Source organism: Micromonospora taraxaci (assembly GCF_007830095.1).
In the GTDB taxonomy this organism is placed as follows: domain Bacteria; phylum Actinomycetota; class Actinomycetes; order Mycobacteriales; family Micromonosporaceae; genus Micromonospora; species Micromonospora taraxaci.
Genome location: NZ_VIWZ01000002.1, coordinates 105,298 through 123,779 on the forward strand (window position 1 = coordinate 105,298; position 18,482 = coordinate 123,779).

An 18,482-nucleotide genomic window follows, 5' to 3' on the forward strand; every position below is an offset into this window, starting at 1 on the left:
CCGGCCGTCACGCGCCGCGACGTGGCTGCAGCACATCGTAAGTGACCGATGGCTGCCGTAGTTGTCCACAGGGGAGCCGCAGGGGGTAGCAGAACTGCTACGAGGTCGCTACCGTCAGCCACGAAGTTCGTCGCTGACCCGTGTCTCAGTGCTCGACGGCCGGGCCGAGCGGCCGACGCGCCCCCAGAGTGGGCGCGTCGAGAGCCAGGTGCGAGCGGAGAGACGAGGTGACGTCCGGGTGTCCCAGACGCAGGCAGAAGCCGCGGTGATGCAGCAGACAGCCGCGAAGTTCGAGCAGGTGGACCAGTCGTTGCAATCCATGCTGACCGGCCTGCTGGCCGAGTTGGAGGTGTTGCAGCAGGCCTGGCGTGGCGCCGGTGGTCGATCGTTCGAGCAGGTCAAGCAGCAGTGGTCCCAGGACCAGGCGGCGCTGCACCGGGCGCTGCGGGAGACCGCCGGCGCGATCCGCACCGCCGGCCGGCAGTACGACGTCTCCGACGACGAGGCCGCCAGCCGGGTAGCCGGCACCAACCGCGGCGGCATCCAACTGCCGCTCTGATCCCGCCCGGGGAGGAAATCCGATGGACCAAGGTGTGCTGGTCGTCAACTTCGCCGCGCTTCAGCAGGCCGGCGCGGACATCCAGAAAGCGTTGAACAGGCTCGACTCGCAGCTCGGTCAACTCGAACGCGACGCCGCTCCGCTGGTGGCGAGCTGGACGGGCGAGGCCCGCCAGGCCTACGAGCAGCGGCAGTCGCGGTGGCGGTCCGCCTCGCAGGACCTCCAGGCGATGCTGCGGGACATCAAGGTGGCGGTGGGCGACTCCGCCTCCGACTATCTGGACACCGAGAAGAAGAACACCGGGCTGTTCCAGTGAGCGCGGTGAGCCGGGAGCGCTGACCATGTCCAGGTCGGTGCCCCGGCCGCTGCGCCGCAGCGGCCAGGGCAGTGAGCTGACCGAGCCGGGTGCGGGCGCTGGGATGACCGGGTCAGGCCTCGCCGGCCGGACGCCAGCGTCGACGGGCGCCGCGGGGCAGCACCAGGGCGAGCAGCACCACGGTGGCCGCCGTCATGCCGACCACCACGCCCACCAGCAGGGCCCGGTCCCGTGCCGACTCCCGCCGGGCCTGGCGGGCGAGCGTCGCCGGGTCGGCTCGGTCGTCGGCGAGCGCGGTGACCTGCCGCGGGCCGGCCGCACGGCTGCCGCCGGTCTCGGTGACCGCCCGGTAAGGGTTCAGCACACCGGCGCCGTACCCGCCGCCCTGGCCGACTCCCGGAGCCGGGTCGGCGGTGGCGATGATCCGCTCGGCCACCTGGGCAGCGGTCAGCTCCGGCCGATACCCGCGCAGCAGCGCGGCGGTGGCGGCCACGAAGGGCGCCGCGTAACTGGTGCCCTCGACCTGGTGGTGGCCGGCGCCGGGTGCGGCGGTCAGCACCTCGCTGCCGGGCGCCACCAGGTCGACGTACGGGCCGGTCTGGGAGAAGGTGGCCCGCACCCCGTCCGCCCCGATCGCCCCCACGCCGATCACCCCGTCGTAGCCGGCGGGGAAGGGTTGCGGGTCGCCACTGTCGTGCAGGTTGCCGGCGGCGGCCACCAGCACCACGTCCCGGTCGACCGCGTACCGCACCGCCGAGCGCACCTCCGGGTCGTCCGCGTACAACACCACGGACAGGTTGATCACGTCGGCGTCGTGGTCGACGGCCCAGCGGATCGCCCGGGCGAACTCGTCGGCGGTGACCGTACGCCCCGACTCCCGACCCTGCACCACCTGCTGTTCACTCACCCGCACCGGCAGGATCCGGGCATCAGGTGCGAGGCCGTGGAAGGCGACTCCGGGGCGGGGTGCCGCCGCGATGATGCTCGCCACACCGGTGCCGTGCCCGGCGCAGTCCCGACTGCCGTCCCCGCCGAGGTCGAGCAGGTCGGTGCCGGTCAGCACCCGCTCGGCCAGTTGGGGGTGCGCCCGATCCACCCCGGAGTCGACCACCGCCACGGTCACTCCGGCGCCGGTGGCCAGGGGCGCCAGCCGGGTCGGGTCGTACCGCCGCTGTGGCCAGGGTGCGGCGGTGACCGGCCGGGCCGTGGTGAGGGAGGTCGTGCAGGCCGGCACCACGCGCAGCCCGGAGGTGGCGGCGACGGTCGGGAGTGCCGGTACGGTCAGGAGGCCGGCTGCCAGACCTGCGACGACCGGGCGCGTGATCGATCGAGACATCGACGGCCTCCGTATCGTGTCGGCTCCGGGACGGGATGTTATCGCCTCACCCACGCCCCGGCAGACCGCCGACGGCCAGCCATTGTGATCTTGATACCACCTTGTAGGTTGTACGCGATACCTGTGGCCTGTTCTCGGAAGGGGAGGTGGCCGTGACCGAATGGGAGCCGGCCACGGAGGCCGAGGTGGCGATGCGCGACGCGCTGCACGCCAACGACCAGGAGCTCTACTTCCGGCTTCTGTCCCGCACCGACCTGCTGTTGCCGGTCTCCGCCCCGACGCAACCCGGCCAACCACCCGCTGGCTGGGGCACCTGGACCACCGGCGGTCGGACGCACGTCCTGGCCTTCACCTCCGCCGCCGCACTGCGGGCATGCCTCGGTGAGCATCCGGGCAGCAACCGGCGCGTCCCCTTCGCGGACCTCGCGGTCGGCTGGCCCAATCAGGAGTGGTGGCTGGCCGTCAACCCTGGCCTGCCGGTCGAGGGTTACCTGCCGGCCTGGTTTGTTGCTCAACTCTCTCGGGGCGACGTTCGTCTGCCCGGCCGTGCCATGGGTGCCCGCGCCCGCCTGGAACGGGCGGAGACCCTCGCGCGCACCCGGACCGGGCCTTCCGGTCGGGACGCGACGCCGGCCGCTGGTCGACAGTCGGCGACTGGTGCGTCGTCGTTCGGCTCGGACGCGACAGTGCTCGCTTCGACTCCGCCGCCGGTTCCGCCCGCCCCCGTTCCCCCTGCCCCGGTTCCGCCTCCCCCCGTTCCGCTCGCCCCGGTCCCGCCTGCCCCGGTTCCTCCTCGCGGGCCCGCGTGGGACGCGCAGGCCCGGGTGGGTGCCCCCTCGGTGCCGGGCCCGGCGTCCCGCACGCCCACCCCCGCCGAGCCGTCGCGCCGAAGCGGCGCGGAGGACCTGCCCGCCGGTCAGCGCCCACCGACCGAGCCGCCCCGACCGAGCGCCCTGCCCCGTACCGGTCGGCCGTCCCGGTTCGCACCGTTGACGCCCGCCGACCACGCCGGTGCCGACCAGCCGAGGCCCGGCGCGGGCTGGCCCGCGGCGGACCGGCCGGGCGACGATGGTCCGCTCGGGGGTAACGGCAACGGTGGGCCGCAGGCCGCCGCCCGTCGCTCCTTCTTCGAACCCAGCACCACCCGGGATCGCGGACCCGACCCGAGCACGAGCGGAGGCCGTCCAGGTGACCGGGCTGCCCCGCCGACGCGATTCGGGCGCGGCAGTCAACCCTTCCCACGCCGCCGCCCGGCCGACGCTCCGGCCGACGAGACCGCCACCCGGGCCTTCCCGATGGGCGATCCGGATGCCACCCGGCCATTCCGGCAGCCGGTGGCCGACCTCGGCGCACCCCGAGAGGTACGCGCACCGGCACCCGCCGAGGAGGTCACCCAGCCGCTGCCTCCGCGCCGGCCCGACCTGCTGGCCGAGGAGCCCACCCGCGCCTTCCGGATGACCGGCGAGCCGCCGCTGACCCGGGGGTCGGAGCGGCCCAGCCCTCCGGCGGAGGAGACCCAGGCGATTTTCCGCGACCGGCCGAGCCCGTACCCGCCTGTGGAGGAGTTGTCGACGTCGGCTGCCGAGCCGGTGTCCGGCCCGCCTGCGCCGCGCCGCGGCTTCACGCCCATCGTCATCGAGGGCACGATCATCGAGTCCCGCGATCTCACCGCCCCGGTCGAGACCAGCGGTCCGGCCCACGCCGCCCAATGGCCCCGCAACCCTGCCGACGCCGCCCCGCCGCCGTTCGGCTCGGCGTCCTCCGAGCCGAGCATGTTCGGCCCGTCGTCGTTCAGCCCGACTCAGCCGGTGTCGAGCCCGTCCGTTGCGCGTCCCACAGTTCCGACGGAGACCACAGCCGACCGCGTCGACAGCCCGCTCGGTGGCGGTCCGTCCGACCTCGGCAGCTCGTCGGTCGGCGTGCCGAGCACCGATCTGCCCGTCGGTGGCGAGAGCCGCACCGGAGACGGCGATGGGCAGGGCCCGCCGGCCGACGATCCGGCGGCGGCCGACTTCGACCCGGCCAACACGGTCGAGGAGGACCTGCTCGGCGCCGCCGGCTCCGGCAGCACCGACACGTTCCTGTCCACCCTGCTGCTGGCCCGGGTCCTGCTGCCGGCGGCACCGGAGTCGCTGCGCGGAAGCCGCCCCGGGGATGCGGGCTTCGTCTGGCGTACGGCGCAACTCGACGGCGAGACGTACGTGGTGGTCTACACGTCCCCGGAGCGTCTCGCCGACCACTTCGAGGGTGACGTCGACACGGTCCGGGTGAAGTTCGCCCAACTGATCCGGCGTTGGCCGGACGAGGACTGGTCGTTCGCTGTCAACCCGGGCACCCCTGTCGGTGCCAAGCTGCCCGGGGAGCAGATCGTCGCGTTGGCCAACTGGGCCGCCGAGGTGGGGCTCGGTGACGACCTGGAGGTCGATCCGGAAGAAGCCCCGGTCGCGGCGGAGCCCACTACCCGCCCCCGGTACGCCCCGGCGGCGGTCGACCCGACGCGACCGACTGTCATGCAGAAGGCGATCGCGCCCTCTCAGCTCGCCTACTACCTCGACCGGGGGTACGACCGGGTCTCCGGCTTCGTGCACCGGGCCGGTGAGTTGGCGCACCTGACCACGCCTGCGCAGGTGCACGACGCGCTCGGCCTCAGCTACCCCGGCTCGCCGTTCTCCCGGGACGCCGAGGAGATTTACGTACTGCGCTGGCCGGCGCACCGGCCGAGCCTCTACCGGATCCCGTACGGCGGTCAGAACGAGCCGGCGATGCGAGCCATGGAGGGCTGGGTCATCGAGCGTCCCCCGTTCCGGGGCAACGGTTTCGCCCCGGGCGAGAGCAGCGACGTGGTGGCGGAGTTCAAGGTGGACAGCGCACGCCTCCCGCACGGCGCGCAGCTGTGGCGGATCGGCGCGGACGGCACCGAGCGGGTGGTGGCGGAACTCGACACCGACACGGTGGTCTGGCGACGGGTCGGTGAGGCGTGAAGCGCGACGGTTACGTGGCCCGTTGGCAGGGCCGGGAATACCAGGCCAGCCCGGACGGTGACAACATCCGCCTCTACCAGCCGGAGCCGGGCGAGGGCTTCGACGAGGTCCGCGCGGGCCGGTACGTCCGGGTGCTGCCGGCGAGTGAGATCGAGGACCTGGCGTACGTCCGGACCACGTGCACCTGGCAGGGGCAGCCGTTCATCGTGCTCGGCGAGCACGACGCCTGGCTGCGGGTGGAATACACGGGTGGTCGCTGGCCGGTGGCGGAGGCGATGCGGCTGGAGGTCTTCGACTTCGGCGTCTACCAGGGGTGGGCGCCGGCCGCCGAGGTCACCGACCTACGGGAGCAGCGGGTCTGACCGGTCAGCTCTTGGCCCACCGCAGGATCTCGCCGAGCACCAGATCGGGCGTTTCCAGATGCGGGAAGTGCCCCACCCCGTCGAGCAGCCGCCACTCGTAGGGCGCGACGACGTAGCGGCCGGAGCCCAGGGCGGTACGCGGCAGCGAGGCGACATCCAGCGCACCGTGCAGTTGCAGGGTCGGGGTGGACAGCGGCTTCTGCATCAGGCGGACGAACCGGTAGCCGTGCAGCCGCAACAGCGAACGGAACGCCCACCGATAGCCCTCCAGGGCGCAGAACGCGGCCTGCGGGATGCGCATCGCCTCCCGGCACCGCTCGGCGTACTCCGCGAATTCCGGCCCCGCCACCCAGCGCGGCCCGCCCCAGCGGCGCAGGATCTCCGCGACGCCCGCCGCGCCGTCCCGGGTCAGCACGTGTTCGTATCGGGGCAGCTGGAACTTCAACGCCGGTGTGGACGCGGCGAACTGCCCACGCGGGTCGGCGAAGATGGCGGCGCGCAGTCGCAGCGGGTGCGGCGCACCCAGCACCACGAGCCGACGGACCAGCGACGGGTGGAACGAGGCCACCGTCCAGGCCACCATGCCGCCGAGGCCACTGCCGACGATCGTCGCCGACCGTTCGCCGAGTGCACGGATCAGTCCGGCGATGTCGGCGGCGAGGGTGTAGCCGTCGTACCCCCGGGGTGGTTTGTCGCTGGCACCGTAACCGCGCAGGTCGACGGCGACCGCCCGGAACCCGGCGTCGGCGACGGCCGGCAGCATCTGGTGCCATGCCCACCAGTGCTCCGGGAAGCCGTGCAGGAAGAGCACCATCGGCCCGGTGCCGGCCTCGACCACGTGGAATCGGGTGCCGTTGGCGCCGACGAAGCGGTGCGTCCACGGCCCTTCGGTGAGGACACAGGACTCGTCGACGGCTCCGCCGCGCTGGTCGGTCATGGCAGACAGCCTAGGACCCGGCTACCGCCGACGACCCCGGTGGTCGCTTTGAACAGGGGAAAGCCCGGGTTGACCCGGAGCGGTGCCAGGGGCCTCGGCCGGACAAAGGGCGACGCCCGGGCAGGTGGCCTGCCCGGGCGTCGCTTGGTGCTGGTTGACCAGTGGTCAGCTGATCCGGATCTTCATCGAGGTGCCGTCCTGCTCCAGAACCTTGATCTTGACACCGGTGGCGGGGAGCTTGACGCCGTGGTTCGGCAGCTCCTCGTAGAAGTACTTCTTGGTGTCGTCGAACAGCGGCTCGGCAGCCTGGCCACGGATGTACTGCGGCTGGCTGTTGAGGTGCAGGGTGAACGAGTCGGCCTTGTTCAGGCTGAACGGCGCGTCGTACATCTGGACGCGGGCGCGCCACGGGGCACCGGTCAGGTTGTAGATCGGGCGCGGGTGCGCGTCGATGTACAGGTTGCGACCCTCACCCGGGTGACCACCCGGGTTGGTCGGCGAGGCCGGGGCGGTGTTGTTGTCCTCCCAGCGGGTGTTCCAGTACGAGATGAGCAGGCCCTCCTGGTACGCGTAGTGGTCCACCCAGTCCGGGCGGGTGTTCGCGTAGCCGAAGAAGTACGGGCCGGTCTTCAGGTACTTGTCGTACGAGACGTACGACCGGTTGCCGGCGATGTAGAAGTTGTCGAACTCGTCGGTGTAGGTGGCACCGACGACCTCCCACTCGTCGAGCGCCCAACCCGCGTCGGTCTCGGCACCGTCGCTGAGCACGGTCTGGCCGTCGGCGGTCACGGTGATCGCGTCACCGAAGAAGCCGCCCTCGGACACACCGCCGTCGGTGACGTAGTGCAGGCGAACCTGCGCCGTCTTGCCGGCGACCGAGGTCAGCGGGATGTTGATGTCCGCCCACGCGCCGTTGCTGGTGCCGGCGAGGGCCGGGCGACCGGCACCGTCGACGCCGATCGGCTGGCCGTTGACAGTGCCGTCCAGGTCGGTCCAGGTCTGGCCGCCGTCCGTCGACGCCTCGAAGTAGAGGTAGTCGTAGCCCGCTTCGATGGCGTACTTGCCCTTGAGTGACAGCGCCGCCGCGGACTTGCCGGTCAGATCGAACGTCCTCGTCATGGTGCCGTCGAGGTTGTCCTTGTTACCGGAGAAGTACTGCTTCGAGCCCTCGAACGGTGCGCCGTAGTTGAAGGTGTACTCCCTCTTGGGCAGCACCACCACGACGGCCTGCGCCTTCTTGGAGTTGTACTCCTGCGGGCCGAGCTCCAGGGTCTGCTTCTGCCCCGCCACGACGACCTCGTAGTCGAGCCAGCCGAGCTGGAACTTGTTCCAGGCGCCGAGGTCGCCGCCCCGGTCGCCGATGCCGACGTCGTTCTTGGCACCGAGCCGGCTCTGGGCCATCAGGGTCCAGTGCTCGTTGCTGTTGTCGGCGGGGCCGTAGTCGTCCGGCAGACCGAGGTCGTGGCCGTACTCGTGGTAGAAGACGCTACGACCGCCGTTTTCCGGCTGGATCGTGTAGTCGCGGATCCAGACGCCGGTGTTGCCGATCTGGGTGCCGCCGATCGGGAAGTTCGGCGGGCCCACGGGCGAGCTGTTGAAGGCCGACCAGCGGTGGCTCCAGATCGCGTCCTCACCCTGCTGCGGGTCACCGTCGGCCTGGTCGCCGCCGGAGTGGACGATCTGGAAGTGGTCGATGTAGCCGTCCGACTCGTTGAAGTCGCCGTCACCGTCGTAGTCGAAGCGGTCCCACTGGTCGAAGGACTTCATCTCGGCGGCGATCTGCGCGTCCGTCCGGCCCTTGGCCTTCTGGTCGGCGACCCACTGGTTGGCGGCGTCGCGGATCAGCGCCCAGGTGTTCGAGCAGACGTTGTCGCCGCAGACGGCGGGGTCGCCGGTCGGGTCGTCGTCGGCCTTCGGGTCGTCGGAGCGACCGTAGCGGGCCTCGTTGTACCGGACCTTGACCCAGTCGGTCACCTCACCCTCGACGGTGTAGCGACCCGAGGACTGCGCCTCGTAGTACTGCTTGAGCGACTCGTCGCCCGGGTTGGTGCCGAAGTACAGCTGGCGGAAGTGCTCCGGGCTGAAGTCCGGCTGCCAGATGGTGGAGTTGTCCACTGCCCGGTTGGGCTCGGGGATCTTGTTGTGCAGCGGGCCGTCGAACGTCGCCGGTCCGGCGATGTCCGGGTTCATGTCCTTGTCCGGGTAGGACGGGTGCCGCTCGTCACCGAACTCGGCCAGGATCACGAAGATCTTGTCGGTCCGCTCACGCTTGAGCTCGACGTACTGATCCCTGGTCTCCTGGCCGCCGCCGGCGGTGCGGGCGCGGGCGTTGGTGCCCGCCTTGCCGACCTCGCCGACCTTGACAACCGTGCTTCCGTTGCGCTCGATCGGCTTGCTGCGACCGGTCAGCACGTCGGCGAGACCCTGCTGACGCAGCGCGCGGCGCTTCTCCTCGAGCTTGTCGGGGAGCTCATCCTTCAGCGCCTGTGGTTCGGCAGCGGCCGGTGCTGCTGCCGGCAGTTTGGGCTGCGGGGCCGCCGAGGCGGACGGGCCGAACGCCAGGCCTGTCGCCGTCAGTGAAAGCCCGAGCAGACCCACTGCGACTTTGCGCACGTGGTACCTCCGGTGTGAGGGAACCGGCCCAACGGGGGTACGGGCCGGTGGGAGATCGATCCCACTAGTGGGACCAATGGTGAACATAGACACTGCTGGGACGGGTGGGAAGACGGACGCGTCGATTTGTTGCAAGATTTTGTTGGGAATGCTTTTCACCGTCACACACCAGGGCTTCATCAGCCACGCTGACCAGCGATGATTGGCCCGGTCCCGTATACAGCGACCCATTTCGATCAATTTGATCGATGTACGACAGTGGGGCCGGTGACGTCTCCGTCACCGGCCCCACAGTCAGTTGTCGAACTGGAAAACCGTTACTTCTTCGCCGGGGTGACGAAGATCTGGGCCGACGAGTTGTCGTTCGCCGCCTTCTTGATGGTGAGCGAGACGCCGTAGTTCACGCCCTGGTCGCCCGGGTTACCGGTGCCCAGCACGATCGCCCCGCCGCCCAGGGTGACGCCGTAGAACTCCGGCGCCGGGCTGCCGTCCGGGTTGGTGACCCGGGTGGTGTACGGCGCGTTGCCACGCGACGGCAGGACCACCGACGCGTCGTTGTCCCGGGCGTACGCGGCACCGTCGCGCATCTCGATGCCCGGGTACCAGCCCTTGGCGTCGGTGAACGACTTCACCGGCGGCAACCCCTTGAACTTCGTGCAGTACGCGCTGTACGGCTCGTCCGCCGCCTCCAGGCACTCCGTGAAGGGGTACGTCCGGTTCAGCGAGAACGCCGCGTTCGACGACTGCGGACGGCTCGGCAGGTTGTCCGTCACCGACGGGTCCTTCACGGCCGCCTCGCCGGTGCGGCGCAGCGGGTCGAAGTGCGAGTCGACGATGAGCAACCCGCCCTTCGCGCCGTAGCTGGGCAGGGCGGTCATCTGCCCGGTGACGTGGTTGACGTCGCCGAGCGCGGTGTCCCGGTACCAGACCAGCATGCCCGGGGCGTTGTAGGAGATCCGGTCGACCTTCCACGCCTCGTGCGAGTAGATGGTGTCGTAGGCGTACTGGAGGCCCTTGTCGAAGCCGTCGAAGTTGCGCCACTCCGCCAGGTAGTACTGGGCGTGCACCTCGGTGCCGCTGGAGACCTTCCAGCCGCCACCGGTGGTGTCGACGAAGGTGCCGCCGGTGGCCGTCCAGCCGTTGGCGCCGCCCTCGACGTCGTCACTCCAGGTGGTGGCGCCGCCGCCGGTGACCGAGAAGTCGTCGACGAACCAGTTGCGCTCCTCGAACGCCTCGTCGGTGGCCAGGCGCAGCCGCACCTGGACCGTCGTGCCGGCGTACGCCGACAGGTCGACGTAGTCGTGCCGCCAGCCGTCGGTGCTGCCGGTCAGGCCGTACTTCTTGCCACCGAAGTCGTTCATCCGGCCGTTCGGGTCGGCGTAGCCGTCCGGGGTGGTGACCACGGTGCCGGACTCGTCGTACACCTTCTGCTCGGTCCAGGTCGTACCGCCGTCCGTCGAGAGCTCGACGAAGCCGTAGTCCCAGTCCTCCTCGATGATGTAGTTGTTCCACATCCAGAACTTCGAGTCGGCCGCCGCCGGCACGTCGACCGAGCGGCTCAGCTTGACGTCGGCCCACTCCTGGTCGTTGTTGCTGTGCCACATCTTCGTGCCGCTGTGCGGCGTGGCCAGCGTCGTCACCTTGTCCGGCAGGTCGACCTTGATGCCGTCCTCGGAGTCGATCGGGGTACGCGACGTCTGGCCGAGCTTGACCTCGCGGGGGTTCGAGCCGGGACGGATGGTCAGCGGGTCGGCCCAACCGAGCACCCACTTGTCCCAGATACCCATGTGCGTCGGCAGCGCCTGGAAGATCTCACCCGAGTGCGAGCCCGAGGCCATCAGGTCCCAGAAGTCCACATCGGAGTCGGCGTTGCCGGACGTGTCGTAGAGGTCCGGCAGGCCCAGGTCGTGACCGAACTCGTGGGCGAAGACACCGACACCGGCGTCCTCCGGCTGCACGATGTAGTTCGACGCCTTGATGTTGGTGCCCGGGATGGTGTAGCCGCCGGCAACCGTGGAGGAGTGCGCCCAGACGGCGTACACGCCCTCGGCGCCGCCGCCGCGCGACTTGCCCTGACCGGCGTGCACCAGCACGAGGTGGTCGATCACGCCGTCTGGCTCGAAGAGGTTGCCGTCACCGTCGCGGTCGGCCTGGTCCTCGATGTCGTAGTCGGCCCACGGGAAGGTCGGGTCCTTCGCGACGAGCGCGTCGATGGCGTCGGTCGCCAGGCGGCCCGCGCCGGCCGGGTTGTCCGGGTGGCCGTTCATCGACTGCTCACGGCCGGGGACCCAGGCGCCCGTCTCGTCCTGGAAGCAGCGGTTGGCGGCGTACCAGCCCTCCGAGTGCGGCACGGTGATCCACGGGCTGGCCTGCCCGTCCACCGTGTACGCGTTCTTGGACATCTCCAGGTACATGTTGTGCATCGTGCGACCGGACAGGTCGATGCCCTTCTTGCCGTCCGGGCCCTTCAGGTCGGTGCGGACCCGCTCGGTGATGCCCTTCTTGCTGTAGAGCATCTTGTTGTAGTGCTGCGGCGAGAAGTCCGGCACCCACATCGAGTTGTTGTCCTCGTGCGGCAGTCGCGCCGGGTCCGGGATCTTGTTGTGCTTCGGGCCGTTCTGGACGGTGCCGGGGACGCAGGTCCGGTCCTCGAACACCGTCTTCGGCACCATCACGCCGGTGAAGTCGTCGTTGGCCTTGTCGTTGAACTCGACAAGCAGCGTCAGCAGCTTCGCCGTCTGTGTGGTCGGCGCCTTCTTGAACTTGCGGGGGTTCTGGCCAGTCTTGAGCGACTGGGCTTCGGCCTTGGCCAACTGCCGGGCCGCCACCGGGTTGCCCCGGGCGTGCTTCTGGTCGAACGCACGCGCCGACTCGGCAGCAGGGGTGTAGACGCCGCCCTTGCCCTTGACCTCACGACCGTTGGTGTCCGGCTGCACCTCGGGCTCGGCGTAGTTGATGTAGTGCTCGTCGGCCCCGATCACCGCCCTGGGGGTGGGGGACGACGACTGGGCGGCCGCGCTGCCGGTCACGGTCAGTGACGTGGCCGCGAGGGCGATGACGGGCAACGCGACGAGTAGTCGTCGGCGCGACCCCGGACGGGAGTTTCTGTTCATGCCACTCCGTTTCTCGGGCAGAGGACGTCGGTGGGACCCGTGCGCCGGGGCGCGTCGAGACCGGCCGACGAGCGTGAAACTAAATGACGAACAAGCCGTACGACAGGATCGTGATCGATGCGTTACCCGTTCGGTGGGAGCGCTGCTGGTCGTACCTCCACAAAAGACAACGGTGGGTGACGGTCCGTCCGGACCGCCACCCACCGCAGGGGTACGTCTACTCGTCAGTCCTCGTCGGACTTCGCGCCGCTCATCCCGGAGGAGATCAGGTCCATCACCGAGGAGTCCTGCAACGTCGTCACGTCGCCCAGCGACCGGTTCTCCGCCACGTCCCGCAGCAACCGGCGCATGATCTTGCCGGAGCGGGTCTTCGGCAGCTCCGGCACCAGCATGATCTGGCGCGGCTTGGCGATCGGCCCGAGCGTCTTCGACACGTGGTTGCGCAGGTCCGCGATGAGCTGCTCACCCGCGTCGCCACTGATGTCCGTGCTGCCGCGCGGAATGGCGAACGCGACGATCGCCTGACCGGTCGTCGGGTCGGTCGCGCCGACGACCGCCGCCTCGGCCACCGACGGGTGCGACACCAACGCCGACTCCACCTCGGTCGTCGAGATGTTGTGCCCGGACACCAGCATCACGTCGTCCACCCGGCCGAGCAGCCAGATGTGCCCGTCGTCGTCCTTCTTCGCCCCGTCCCCGGCGAAGTACATGCCCTGGAACCGCGACCAGTACGTCTCGATGAACCGGTCGTCGTCACCCCAGATGGTGCGCAGCATCGACGGCCACGGCTCACGCAGCACCAGGTAGCCGCCACCACCGTTCGGCACCGACTGGCCCTGGTCGTCCACCACGTCGGCCACGATGCCCGGCAGCGGGGTCATCGCCGAACCCGGCTTCGCCGCGGTGACCCCCGGCAGCGGGGAGATCATGATGGCGCCCGTCTCGGTCTGCCACCAGGTGTCCACGACCGGCAGCTCACCCCGACCGACGTGCTGCCTGTACCAGATCCACGCCTCCGGGTTGATCGGCTCACCGACGCTGCCCAGCAGGCGCAACGACGACAGGTCGAAGCCGGCCGGGATGTCCTCGCCCCACTTCATCATCGTTCGGATCAGGGTGGGAGCGGTGTACAGGATGCTCACCTTGTACTTGTCGACGATCTCCCAGAACCGACCCTTGTGCGGGGTGTCCGGGGTGCCCTCGTACATCACCTGGGTCGCGCCGTTGGAGAGCGGGCCGTAGACGATGTAGGAGTGCCCGGTGACCCAGCCGATGTCCGCGGTGCACCAGTAGACGTCCGTCTCCGGCTTCAGGTCGAAGACCGCGTGCGTCGTGTACGACGCCTGCGTGAGGTAACCCCCGGTGGTGTGCAGGATGCCCTTCGGCCGGGCCGTGGTGCCGCTCGTGTAGAGGATGAACAGCGGGTGCTCGGAGTCGAACGGCTGCGCGGTGTGCTCGGCCGACGCGGTCTCCACCGTCTCGTGCCACCAGTGGTCCTTGTCCGACCACGCCACGTCCTCGCCGGTCCGGCGGACGACCAGCACGTGCTCCACCGACGGACAGCTCGCGACGGCCTCGTCCACAGTCGGCTTCAGCGCCGACGGCTTGCCCCGCCGGTAACCACCGTCCGCGGTGATGACCACCTTGGCGCTGGCGTCCTGGATCCGGTTGCTCAGCGAGTCGGCCGAGAAGCCACCGAAGACCACGCTGTGCGCGGCGCCGACCCGGGCGCACGCCAGCATCGCCACCGCCGCCTCCGGGATCATCGGCAGGTAGATGGCCACCCGGTCGCCGGCGGTGACCCCCAGGTCGGTGAGCGCGTTCGCCGCCCGGCAGGTCAACTCGTGCAGCTCGGCGTACGTGATGGTGCGGGTGTCGCCCGGCTCGCCCTCCCAGTGGATGGCGACCTTGTCGCCGAGCCCGGCCTCGACGTGCCGGTCGAGACAGTTGTACGCCACGTTGAGCTGGCCACCCACGAACCACTTCGCGAACGGCGGGTTCGACCAGTCGAGAACCTCGTCCCACTTCTTCGACCAGGCCAGGCGATCCGCCTGCTTCGCCCAGAAGGCGAGCCGGTCGGCCTCCGCCTCGGCGTACGCGTCGATGGTGACGTTGGCGTGCGCGGCGAGTTCGGCCGGCGGGGGGAACTGGCGCGTCTCGTTCAGCAGATTTGCCAATGCCTCGCTCATGCCGTGACTCCTCGTCGCTCGGGTGACCTGGGTCTCGCTGGCCACGAGGGTAGTCGGCGGGCCCTCGGCCAGCGAGGGCTGCCCGGCTCGTCGCGCCGAGCGGCCCTCGCCACGCGCCCGACGGCGGGACGCGTCCCGCCCGCAGCCCGCCCGCGCGGTCCCACCCCGCCCGCAGCCCGCCCGTGCGGTCACATCCCGGCACGGGGTGGGCCTGGCCGGCGCGGTCACACGCCGCATGCGGTGGGTATGCCCATGATCGACACGAGTTCGCCGATATCGGGGTATCGCGACGCTAGGACACCGCAACATCGGCGATGCCGTGTTGACCATGACGCGGTGGGCCGGTGGGCCGGGCCGAGTGGATCTGGGGGGCGCGCGCCGGGAAGGGCGAGAGCCGCGCAGACGGGCTGGCGCGGGTGGCGCGGCTCGCGTTGCGGCCGGGTGTGGCTCGCCGGGCCGGGACGGGTCGCTAGCGTGACGGGGTGACCACCGACCCGCTCGCCCCGCTGCTCGCGCTCGCCGACATCGCCGCCGCCGTCGAGCAGGCCCGCGCGCGGTTCGACCAGGCGCTCGGACACCGCGCGCTGCGCCGACACGGTGGCCAGGTCGCGGCCGAGGTCAGCCTCCGCTCCGCGGTGGCCAGCGCCGCCCTCGAAGGGGCCGTGCACGAACGGGAGGCGGTCCGCGCCGGCACCGTCACCGACCCGGTGCTCCAGGGGGCGCTGCGGGTCGCCGGAGCGCTACCCGGCCTGAGCGAACTCTGGCCCAAGGCACCCCGGCAGGCTCTCGCGAAGCTGCACGTCCTCGCCGCCCGGGATCTGGTGCCGGAAGCCGAACTGGGCCGCCCGGTGGCCGACCCCGTGGTCGCCACCCGGCTGGACGGGCTGGCCGGGCTGGTCGCCGGCGGAACGAAGGTCTCCCCACTGGTGCTCGCCGCCGTCGTACACGGGGAGTTGTTGAACCTGCGCCCGTTCGCCGGGCCGTCCGGTGTGGTGGCCCGGGGCGCCGCCCGGCTGGTTCTGCTCGCCAGCGGCCTCGACCCGCGTGGCCTGCTCGCCGTCGACGTCGGGCATCGCGAGCGGGAGCCCGAGTACGTCGGCTCGGCGGGGGCGTTCGCCACCGGCACCCCGGACGGGCTGCGCTCCTGGCTACGCCACTACATGGCGGCCGTCGAGGTGGGCGCCGACCAGCTCACCGCCATCGGCGACGAGGTCCTCGCCGCCGCCTGAGCGGCGATCAGTCCCGCCGCGTCGCCCGGCTGACCTTCGCTTGCAGTGCCCGGCGGGCGATCGGCCCGAGATCGTCGACGATCTCCATGAGGAGCGCGAGCTGGTCGAGCGCCGCCATCGCCTGGTCGGCGCCCGCCGGGTCCACCCCGTCGTAGAGTTCCAGCCCGATGAACGCGGCGGAGACCGCGCGGGCCAGGCCGGGCACGTCGGCGACCTCGGCGAACGGAGAGCCGGCGAGCAGCCTCCGCAGGACCATCTCGATCTCGTCCACCCACAGCTGGAGCGCGCCGGCGGTGGGGGCGGCCAGGCGTTGGTCCGCCTGTGCCCCCGCCAGCATCTGGGCCAGGAAGGTGACGTTGCCGAGCTGGCGTTCCTCCTCGTGCAGTTCCCGCCCGACCGCGAGTAGTTCGCGCAGCGACCCGGCCGAGGCCAACCGCTCCGACCATCGCTCGACCCGCTCCGCTGTGCTGGCCCGGCAGGCCGCCGTGAGCAGGTCGTCCACCGTGCCGAAGTGGTAGAAGACCAGGGCCTGGTTCACTCCGGCTGCGGCGCCGATGGTCCGGGCGGACACACCGGCGATGCCGTGCTCGCGGATGGCGGCGATGGCGCCGTCGAGGAGACGCTGCTTGGTGTCGGACATGGCTCTCCTCTCGGGCGGGCCGGATGCGGCGCTGCGATCATCGCATCGGTCACCAGCTGGGCCAGCCAGGTGGCCCCGGGCAGTCGTAGCGTCCAACCGACGAACGCCCAACCGAGGTGGACATGTTCGAGTCCGCGGGCGACGGCGGCCACCCCCCGTTCCGTGTGACCGTCGCCGCCCACGTACTCCGCCCGCCACAGCACGTGCTCGTGCTCCCGGGCCGGCCGGATCCGCAAGCCGACCGGGTGCCGCCGGGCCAACATCCGCCAGAGGGCCGCGCACGGCCCGCAGTCGTCGTCCAGCCAGAGCACCGCCGACGGCTCGGAGGGGTACGGCCGCCAGCGGGGCCACCAGTCGCGTACCTGCCGCCGGTAGGACCGCCAGGAGTCGCCGTACCGCGTCCGCAGGTCATGGTGCTCGTGTGGCCCGGCCACCGCCGCGCCGAACGCCGTCGCCGACACCGCCGCCAGAACCACTGCGACGCTCCGGGTGACCGCTGCGGTGAACAGCAGCAGCACCACGGCGGCGAGCTGCATCGGGTTGGCCAGGTACGCGTACGGGCCGGTGGTGACCAGACGACGCGGCGGATCCCACGGGTACGGCGTGCCGCCACCCCGCACGGCGAACTCCGCGACGGCGGCCAGGGCAGGCGCGGCCACCAGCAGGGCCAGCTGCGCGACGACGAGCATCCCGGTGCGGTCCAGCTCGGTCAGCCCGGCCCACGACCCGTAGCCCACCTCGAAGGCCAGGCTGGGGACGAACCAGAGCAGCAGGGCGGCGAAGACTCCCACCTGAAGTGACGTCCGCGCGCCCAGGTGCCGGCGGTCGGCGCTGAACCGCCCGAGCAGTTGGGCAGGCAGCGCCACCACGAGCAGGCCTACCACCTCCCCGACGAGCCAGTGCGGTCCGAGGCTGACCAGCGGGTGCAGCGCCGGCATCGCCACCGCGTCGACCCAGAGCAGCAGACCCAGCGCGATCGGCAGCGGCAGCACCCGGCGCAGCAGCACCGGCAGCGGGCCCCAGAGGGCCGCCCAGCCGATCCACAGGTCGACCGGCATCCCCCGGTACGCGCCGTCGGCCGGAGCGAAGGCGTACCAGCCGGCCAGGCGAGCGACCTCGTGCAGCGCGGCGATGCCGATCCCGGCGGTCAGGAACGCCAGCAGCCCCGCGGCCCGGACCGACCGGTCCCGCTCCCGAGCGCCGACGGCCAGCACGGCGGCCAGCGGCAGTGCCAGGCTCAGCCAGCGGGCGACGGTCACTCCAACGCCAGCATGTCGAGAAGGTGCCCGACCCCGGCGCCGAGCAGCACCTGCTGCAGCGGGCCGAAGTACCAGGACGGGTCCAGGCCCCGCGTGTAGTCGACCCGGACCCGGACCTCGGTGTGCCCGCTGTCGACAGCCCGCCAGCTCAGCTGCGCGTGCCGCCAGGTGAACCAGCGCGCGGTGATGGAGCTGTCCTCGACGAAACGGAAACCGACCTGCCCCGGGGCGGCGCTCTCCACCTCGGCGAGCAGGTGGCCGCCCGGCCCGTGCGCGCTGCCGTGGTAGCCGAACATCCACCTGTCGCCGACGTCGAGCCCGTCGCCGGTGACCTGCCCGGGTGTGGGCACGCCCAGGAGCCGCAGCGGCACCGATTGGACAGCGGTCGGGCGGGGGCCGGTGGCGAGACGCTCGGCCACCCGGTCCACCGGAAGCCCGACGACCCGGGTCACCTCGACCGTCTGTTCCGGGGCGACCCGGGGAGCGATGCCGCTGCCCTCCAGGCCGGGCAGGAGCAGCAGAGGCACGGCCACCATGACGTACGGGCGGTTGGCGTCCCGCAGGACGCGGATCAGCGCGGTGGTGCCGTGTGCCACCGCGTAGACCAACGGCGCGGCCAGGAGGACGCAGATCGCGCCCTCGTGCAGTGCCACCGCAGCCAGCAACAGGGCGATCGTCGTGGCCGCGAAGACCTGGCCGTGGGCTGTTCGGTGAGGTGCGAGCGTGAGGCCGGCGGCCAGCAGCACCGGAAGCGCCACGAAGAGCATCGCGCTGTCCGCGCGGCCCTGGTTGACCACCCCGACGAAGAGGACCGCCCCGAGGAGCGTGATCAGGCCGGCCAGGATCCAGCGTGCACTGACCGTGCGTTGTGTCGGCTCGTCGTCAACAGTCATGCGATCTCCCCCGTCTTGAGCGTTCGCTCAAAACGAGGGTACGACTACTTGAGCG

At 71.1% G+C, this 18,482-nt stretch carries 13 protein-coding genes; 5 read left to right on the plus strand and 8 right to left on the minus strand.

The window, feature by feature from the left end; genetic code table 11:
- Positions 1 to 238 precede the first annotated feature (238 nt).
- Both FHU34_RS29615 and FHU34_RS29620 read left to right on the plus strand, forming a co-directional pair.
- Complete coding sequence (locus tag FHU34_RS29615) at positions 239 to 559, plus strand: WXG100 family type VII secretion target (protein WP_088986744.1); 321 nt, start codon at positions 239 to 241, stop codon at positions 557 to 559.
- A gap of 22 nt (positions 560 to 581) precedes the next feature.
- Positions 582 to 875 carry a WXG100 family type VII secretion target gene (locus FHU34_RS29620; RefSeq protein ID WP_145785938.1) on the plus strand — a complete coding sequence of 98 codons (294 nt, stop codon included), beginning with the start codon at positions 582 to 584 and terminating at the stop codon, positions 873 to 875.
- A 112-nt stretch (positions 876 to 987) separates the two neighbouring features.
- Here FHU34_RS29620 and mycP read toward each other — a convergent pair whose 3' ends face one another.
- A complete protein-coding gene (gene mycP, locus FHU34_RS29625) occupies positions 988 to 2,211 on the minus strand; it encodes a type VII secretion-associated serine protease mycosin (RefSeq protein ID WP_145785939.1) in 1,224 nt (407 codons plus the stop codon).
- A gap of 152 nt (positions 2,212 to 2,363) precedes the next feature.
- On the opposite strand from mycP, the gene FHU34_RS29630 reads away from it, so the two are divergent.
- Both FHU34_RS29630 and FHU34_RS29635 read left to right on the plus strand, forming a co-directional pair.
- Positions 2,364 to 5,192, plus strand: coding sequence for an SseB family protein (locus FHU34_RS29630; RefSeq protein WP_145785940.1), 2,829 nt, complete (start codon positions 2,364 to 2,366; stop codon positions 5,190 to 5,192).
- On the plus strand, positions 5,189 to 5,554 hold the full coding sequence (locus FHU34_RS29635; RefSeq protein ID WP_145785941.1) for a hypothetical protein: 366 nt from the start codon (positions 5,189 to 5,191) through the stop codon (positions 5,552 to 5,554). The genes FHU34_RS29630 and FHU34_RS29635 overlap by 4 nt, the downstream gene beginning before the upstream one ends.
- Positions 5,555 to 5,558: 4 nt before the next feature.
- On the opposite strand, the gene FHU34_RS29640 is transcribed toward FHU34_RS29635, so the two are convergent.
- From FHU34_RS29640 to acs, 4 genes are all read right to left on the minus strand, one after another.
- Positions 5,559 to 6,491, minus strand: coding sequence for an alpha/beta fold hydrolase (locus tag FHU34_RS29640; RefSeq protein WP_145785942.1), 933 nt, complete (start codon positions 6,489 to 6,491; stop codon positions 5,559 to 5,561).
- Positions 6,492 to 6,656: 165 nt separating this feature from the next.
- Positions 6,657 to 9,089 (minus strand): immune inhibitor A domain-containing protein, encoded by a 2,433-nt coding sequence (locus FHU34_RS29645; RefSeq protein ID WP_145786462.1) that lies wholly within the window; start codon positions 9,087 to 9,089, stop codon positions 6,657 to 6,659.
- Positions 9,090 to 9,421: 332 nt separating this feature from the next.
- On the minus strand, positions 9,422 to 12,217 hold the full coding sequence (locus FHU34_RS29650; RefSeq protein ID WP_145785943.1) for an immune inhibitor A domain-containing protein: 2,796 nt from the start codon (positions 12,215 to 12,217) through the stop codon (positions 9,422 to 9,424).
- 224 nt (positions 12,218 to 12,441) lie between these two features.
- Complete coding sequence (gene acs / locus FHU34_RS29655) at positions 12,442 to 14,406, minus strand: acetate--CoA ligase (RefSeq protein ID WP_145785944.1); 1,965 nt, start codon at positions 14,404 to 14,406, stop codon at positions 12,442 to 12,444.
- 482 nt (positions 14,407 to 14,888) lie between these two features.
- Here acs and FHU34_RS29660 point away from each other — a divergent pair, with 482 nt between their 5' ends.
- Positions 14,889 to 15,635 (plus strand): Fic family protein, encoded by a 747-nt coding sequence (locus FHU34_RS29660; RefSeq protein ID WP_145785945.1) that lies wholly within the window; start codon positions 14,889 to 14,891, stop codon positions 15,633 to 15,635.
- A gap of 7 nt (positions 15,636 to 15,642) precedes the next feature.
- On the opposite strand, the gene FHU34_RS29665 is transcribed toward FHU34_RS29660, so the two are convergent.
- Genes FHU34_RS29665 through FHU34_RS29675 form a run of 3 tightly spaced genes read right to left on the minus strand, consistent with a single transcriptional unit; the run spans position 15,643 to position 18,427 of the window.
- Complete coding sequence (locus FHU34_RS29665) at positions 15,643 to 16,275, minus strand: TetR/AcrR family transcriptional regulator (RefSeq protein ID WP_145785946.1); 633 nt, start codon at positions 16,273 to 16,275, stop codon at positions 15,643 to 15,645.
- Positions 16,170 to 17,534, minus strand: a complete 1,365-nt coding sequence (locus FHU34_RS29670) for a methyltransferase (RefSeq protein ID WP_145785947.1) — start codon at positions 17,532 to 17,534, stop codon at positions 16,170 to 16,172. The genes FHU34_RS29665 and FHU34_RS29670 overlap by 106 nt, the downstream gene beginning before the upstream one ends.
- A complete protein-coding gene (locus tag FHU34_RS29675) occupies positions 17,531 to 18,427 on the minus strand; it encodes a hypothetical protein (protein ID WP_145785948.1) in 897 nt (298 codons plus the stop codon). Before FHU34_RS29675 ends, FHU34_RS29670 begins: the two co-directional genes overlap by 4 nt.
- Positions 18,428 to 18,482 lie beyond the last annotated feature (55 nt).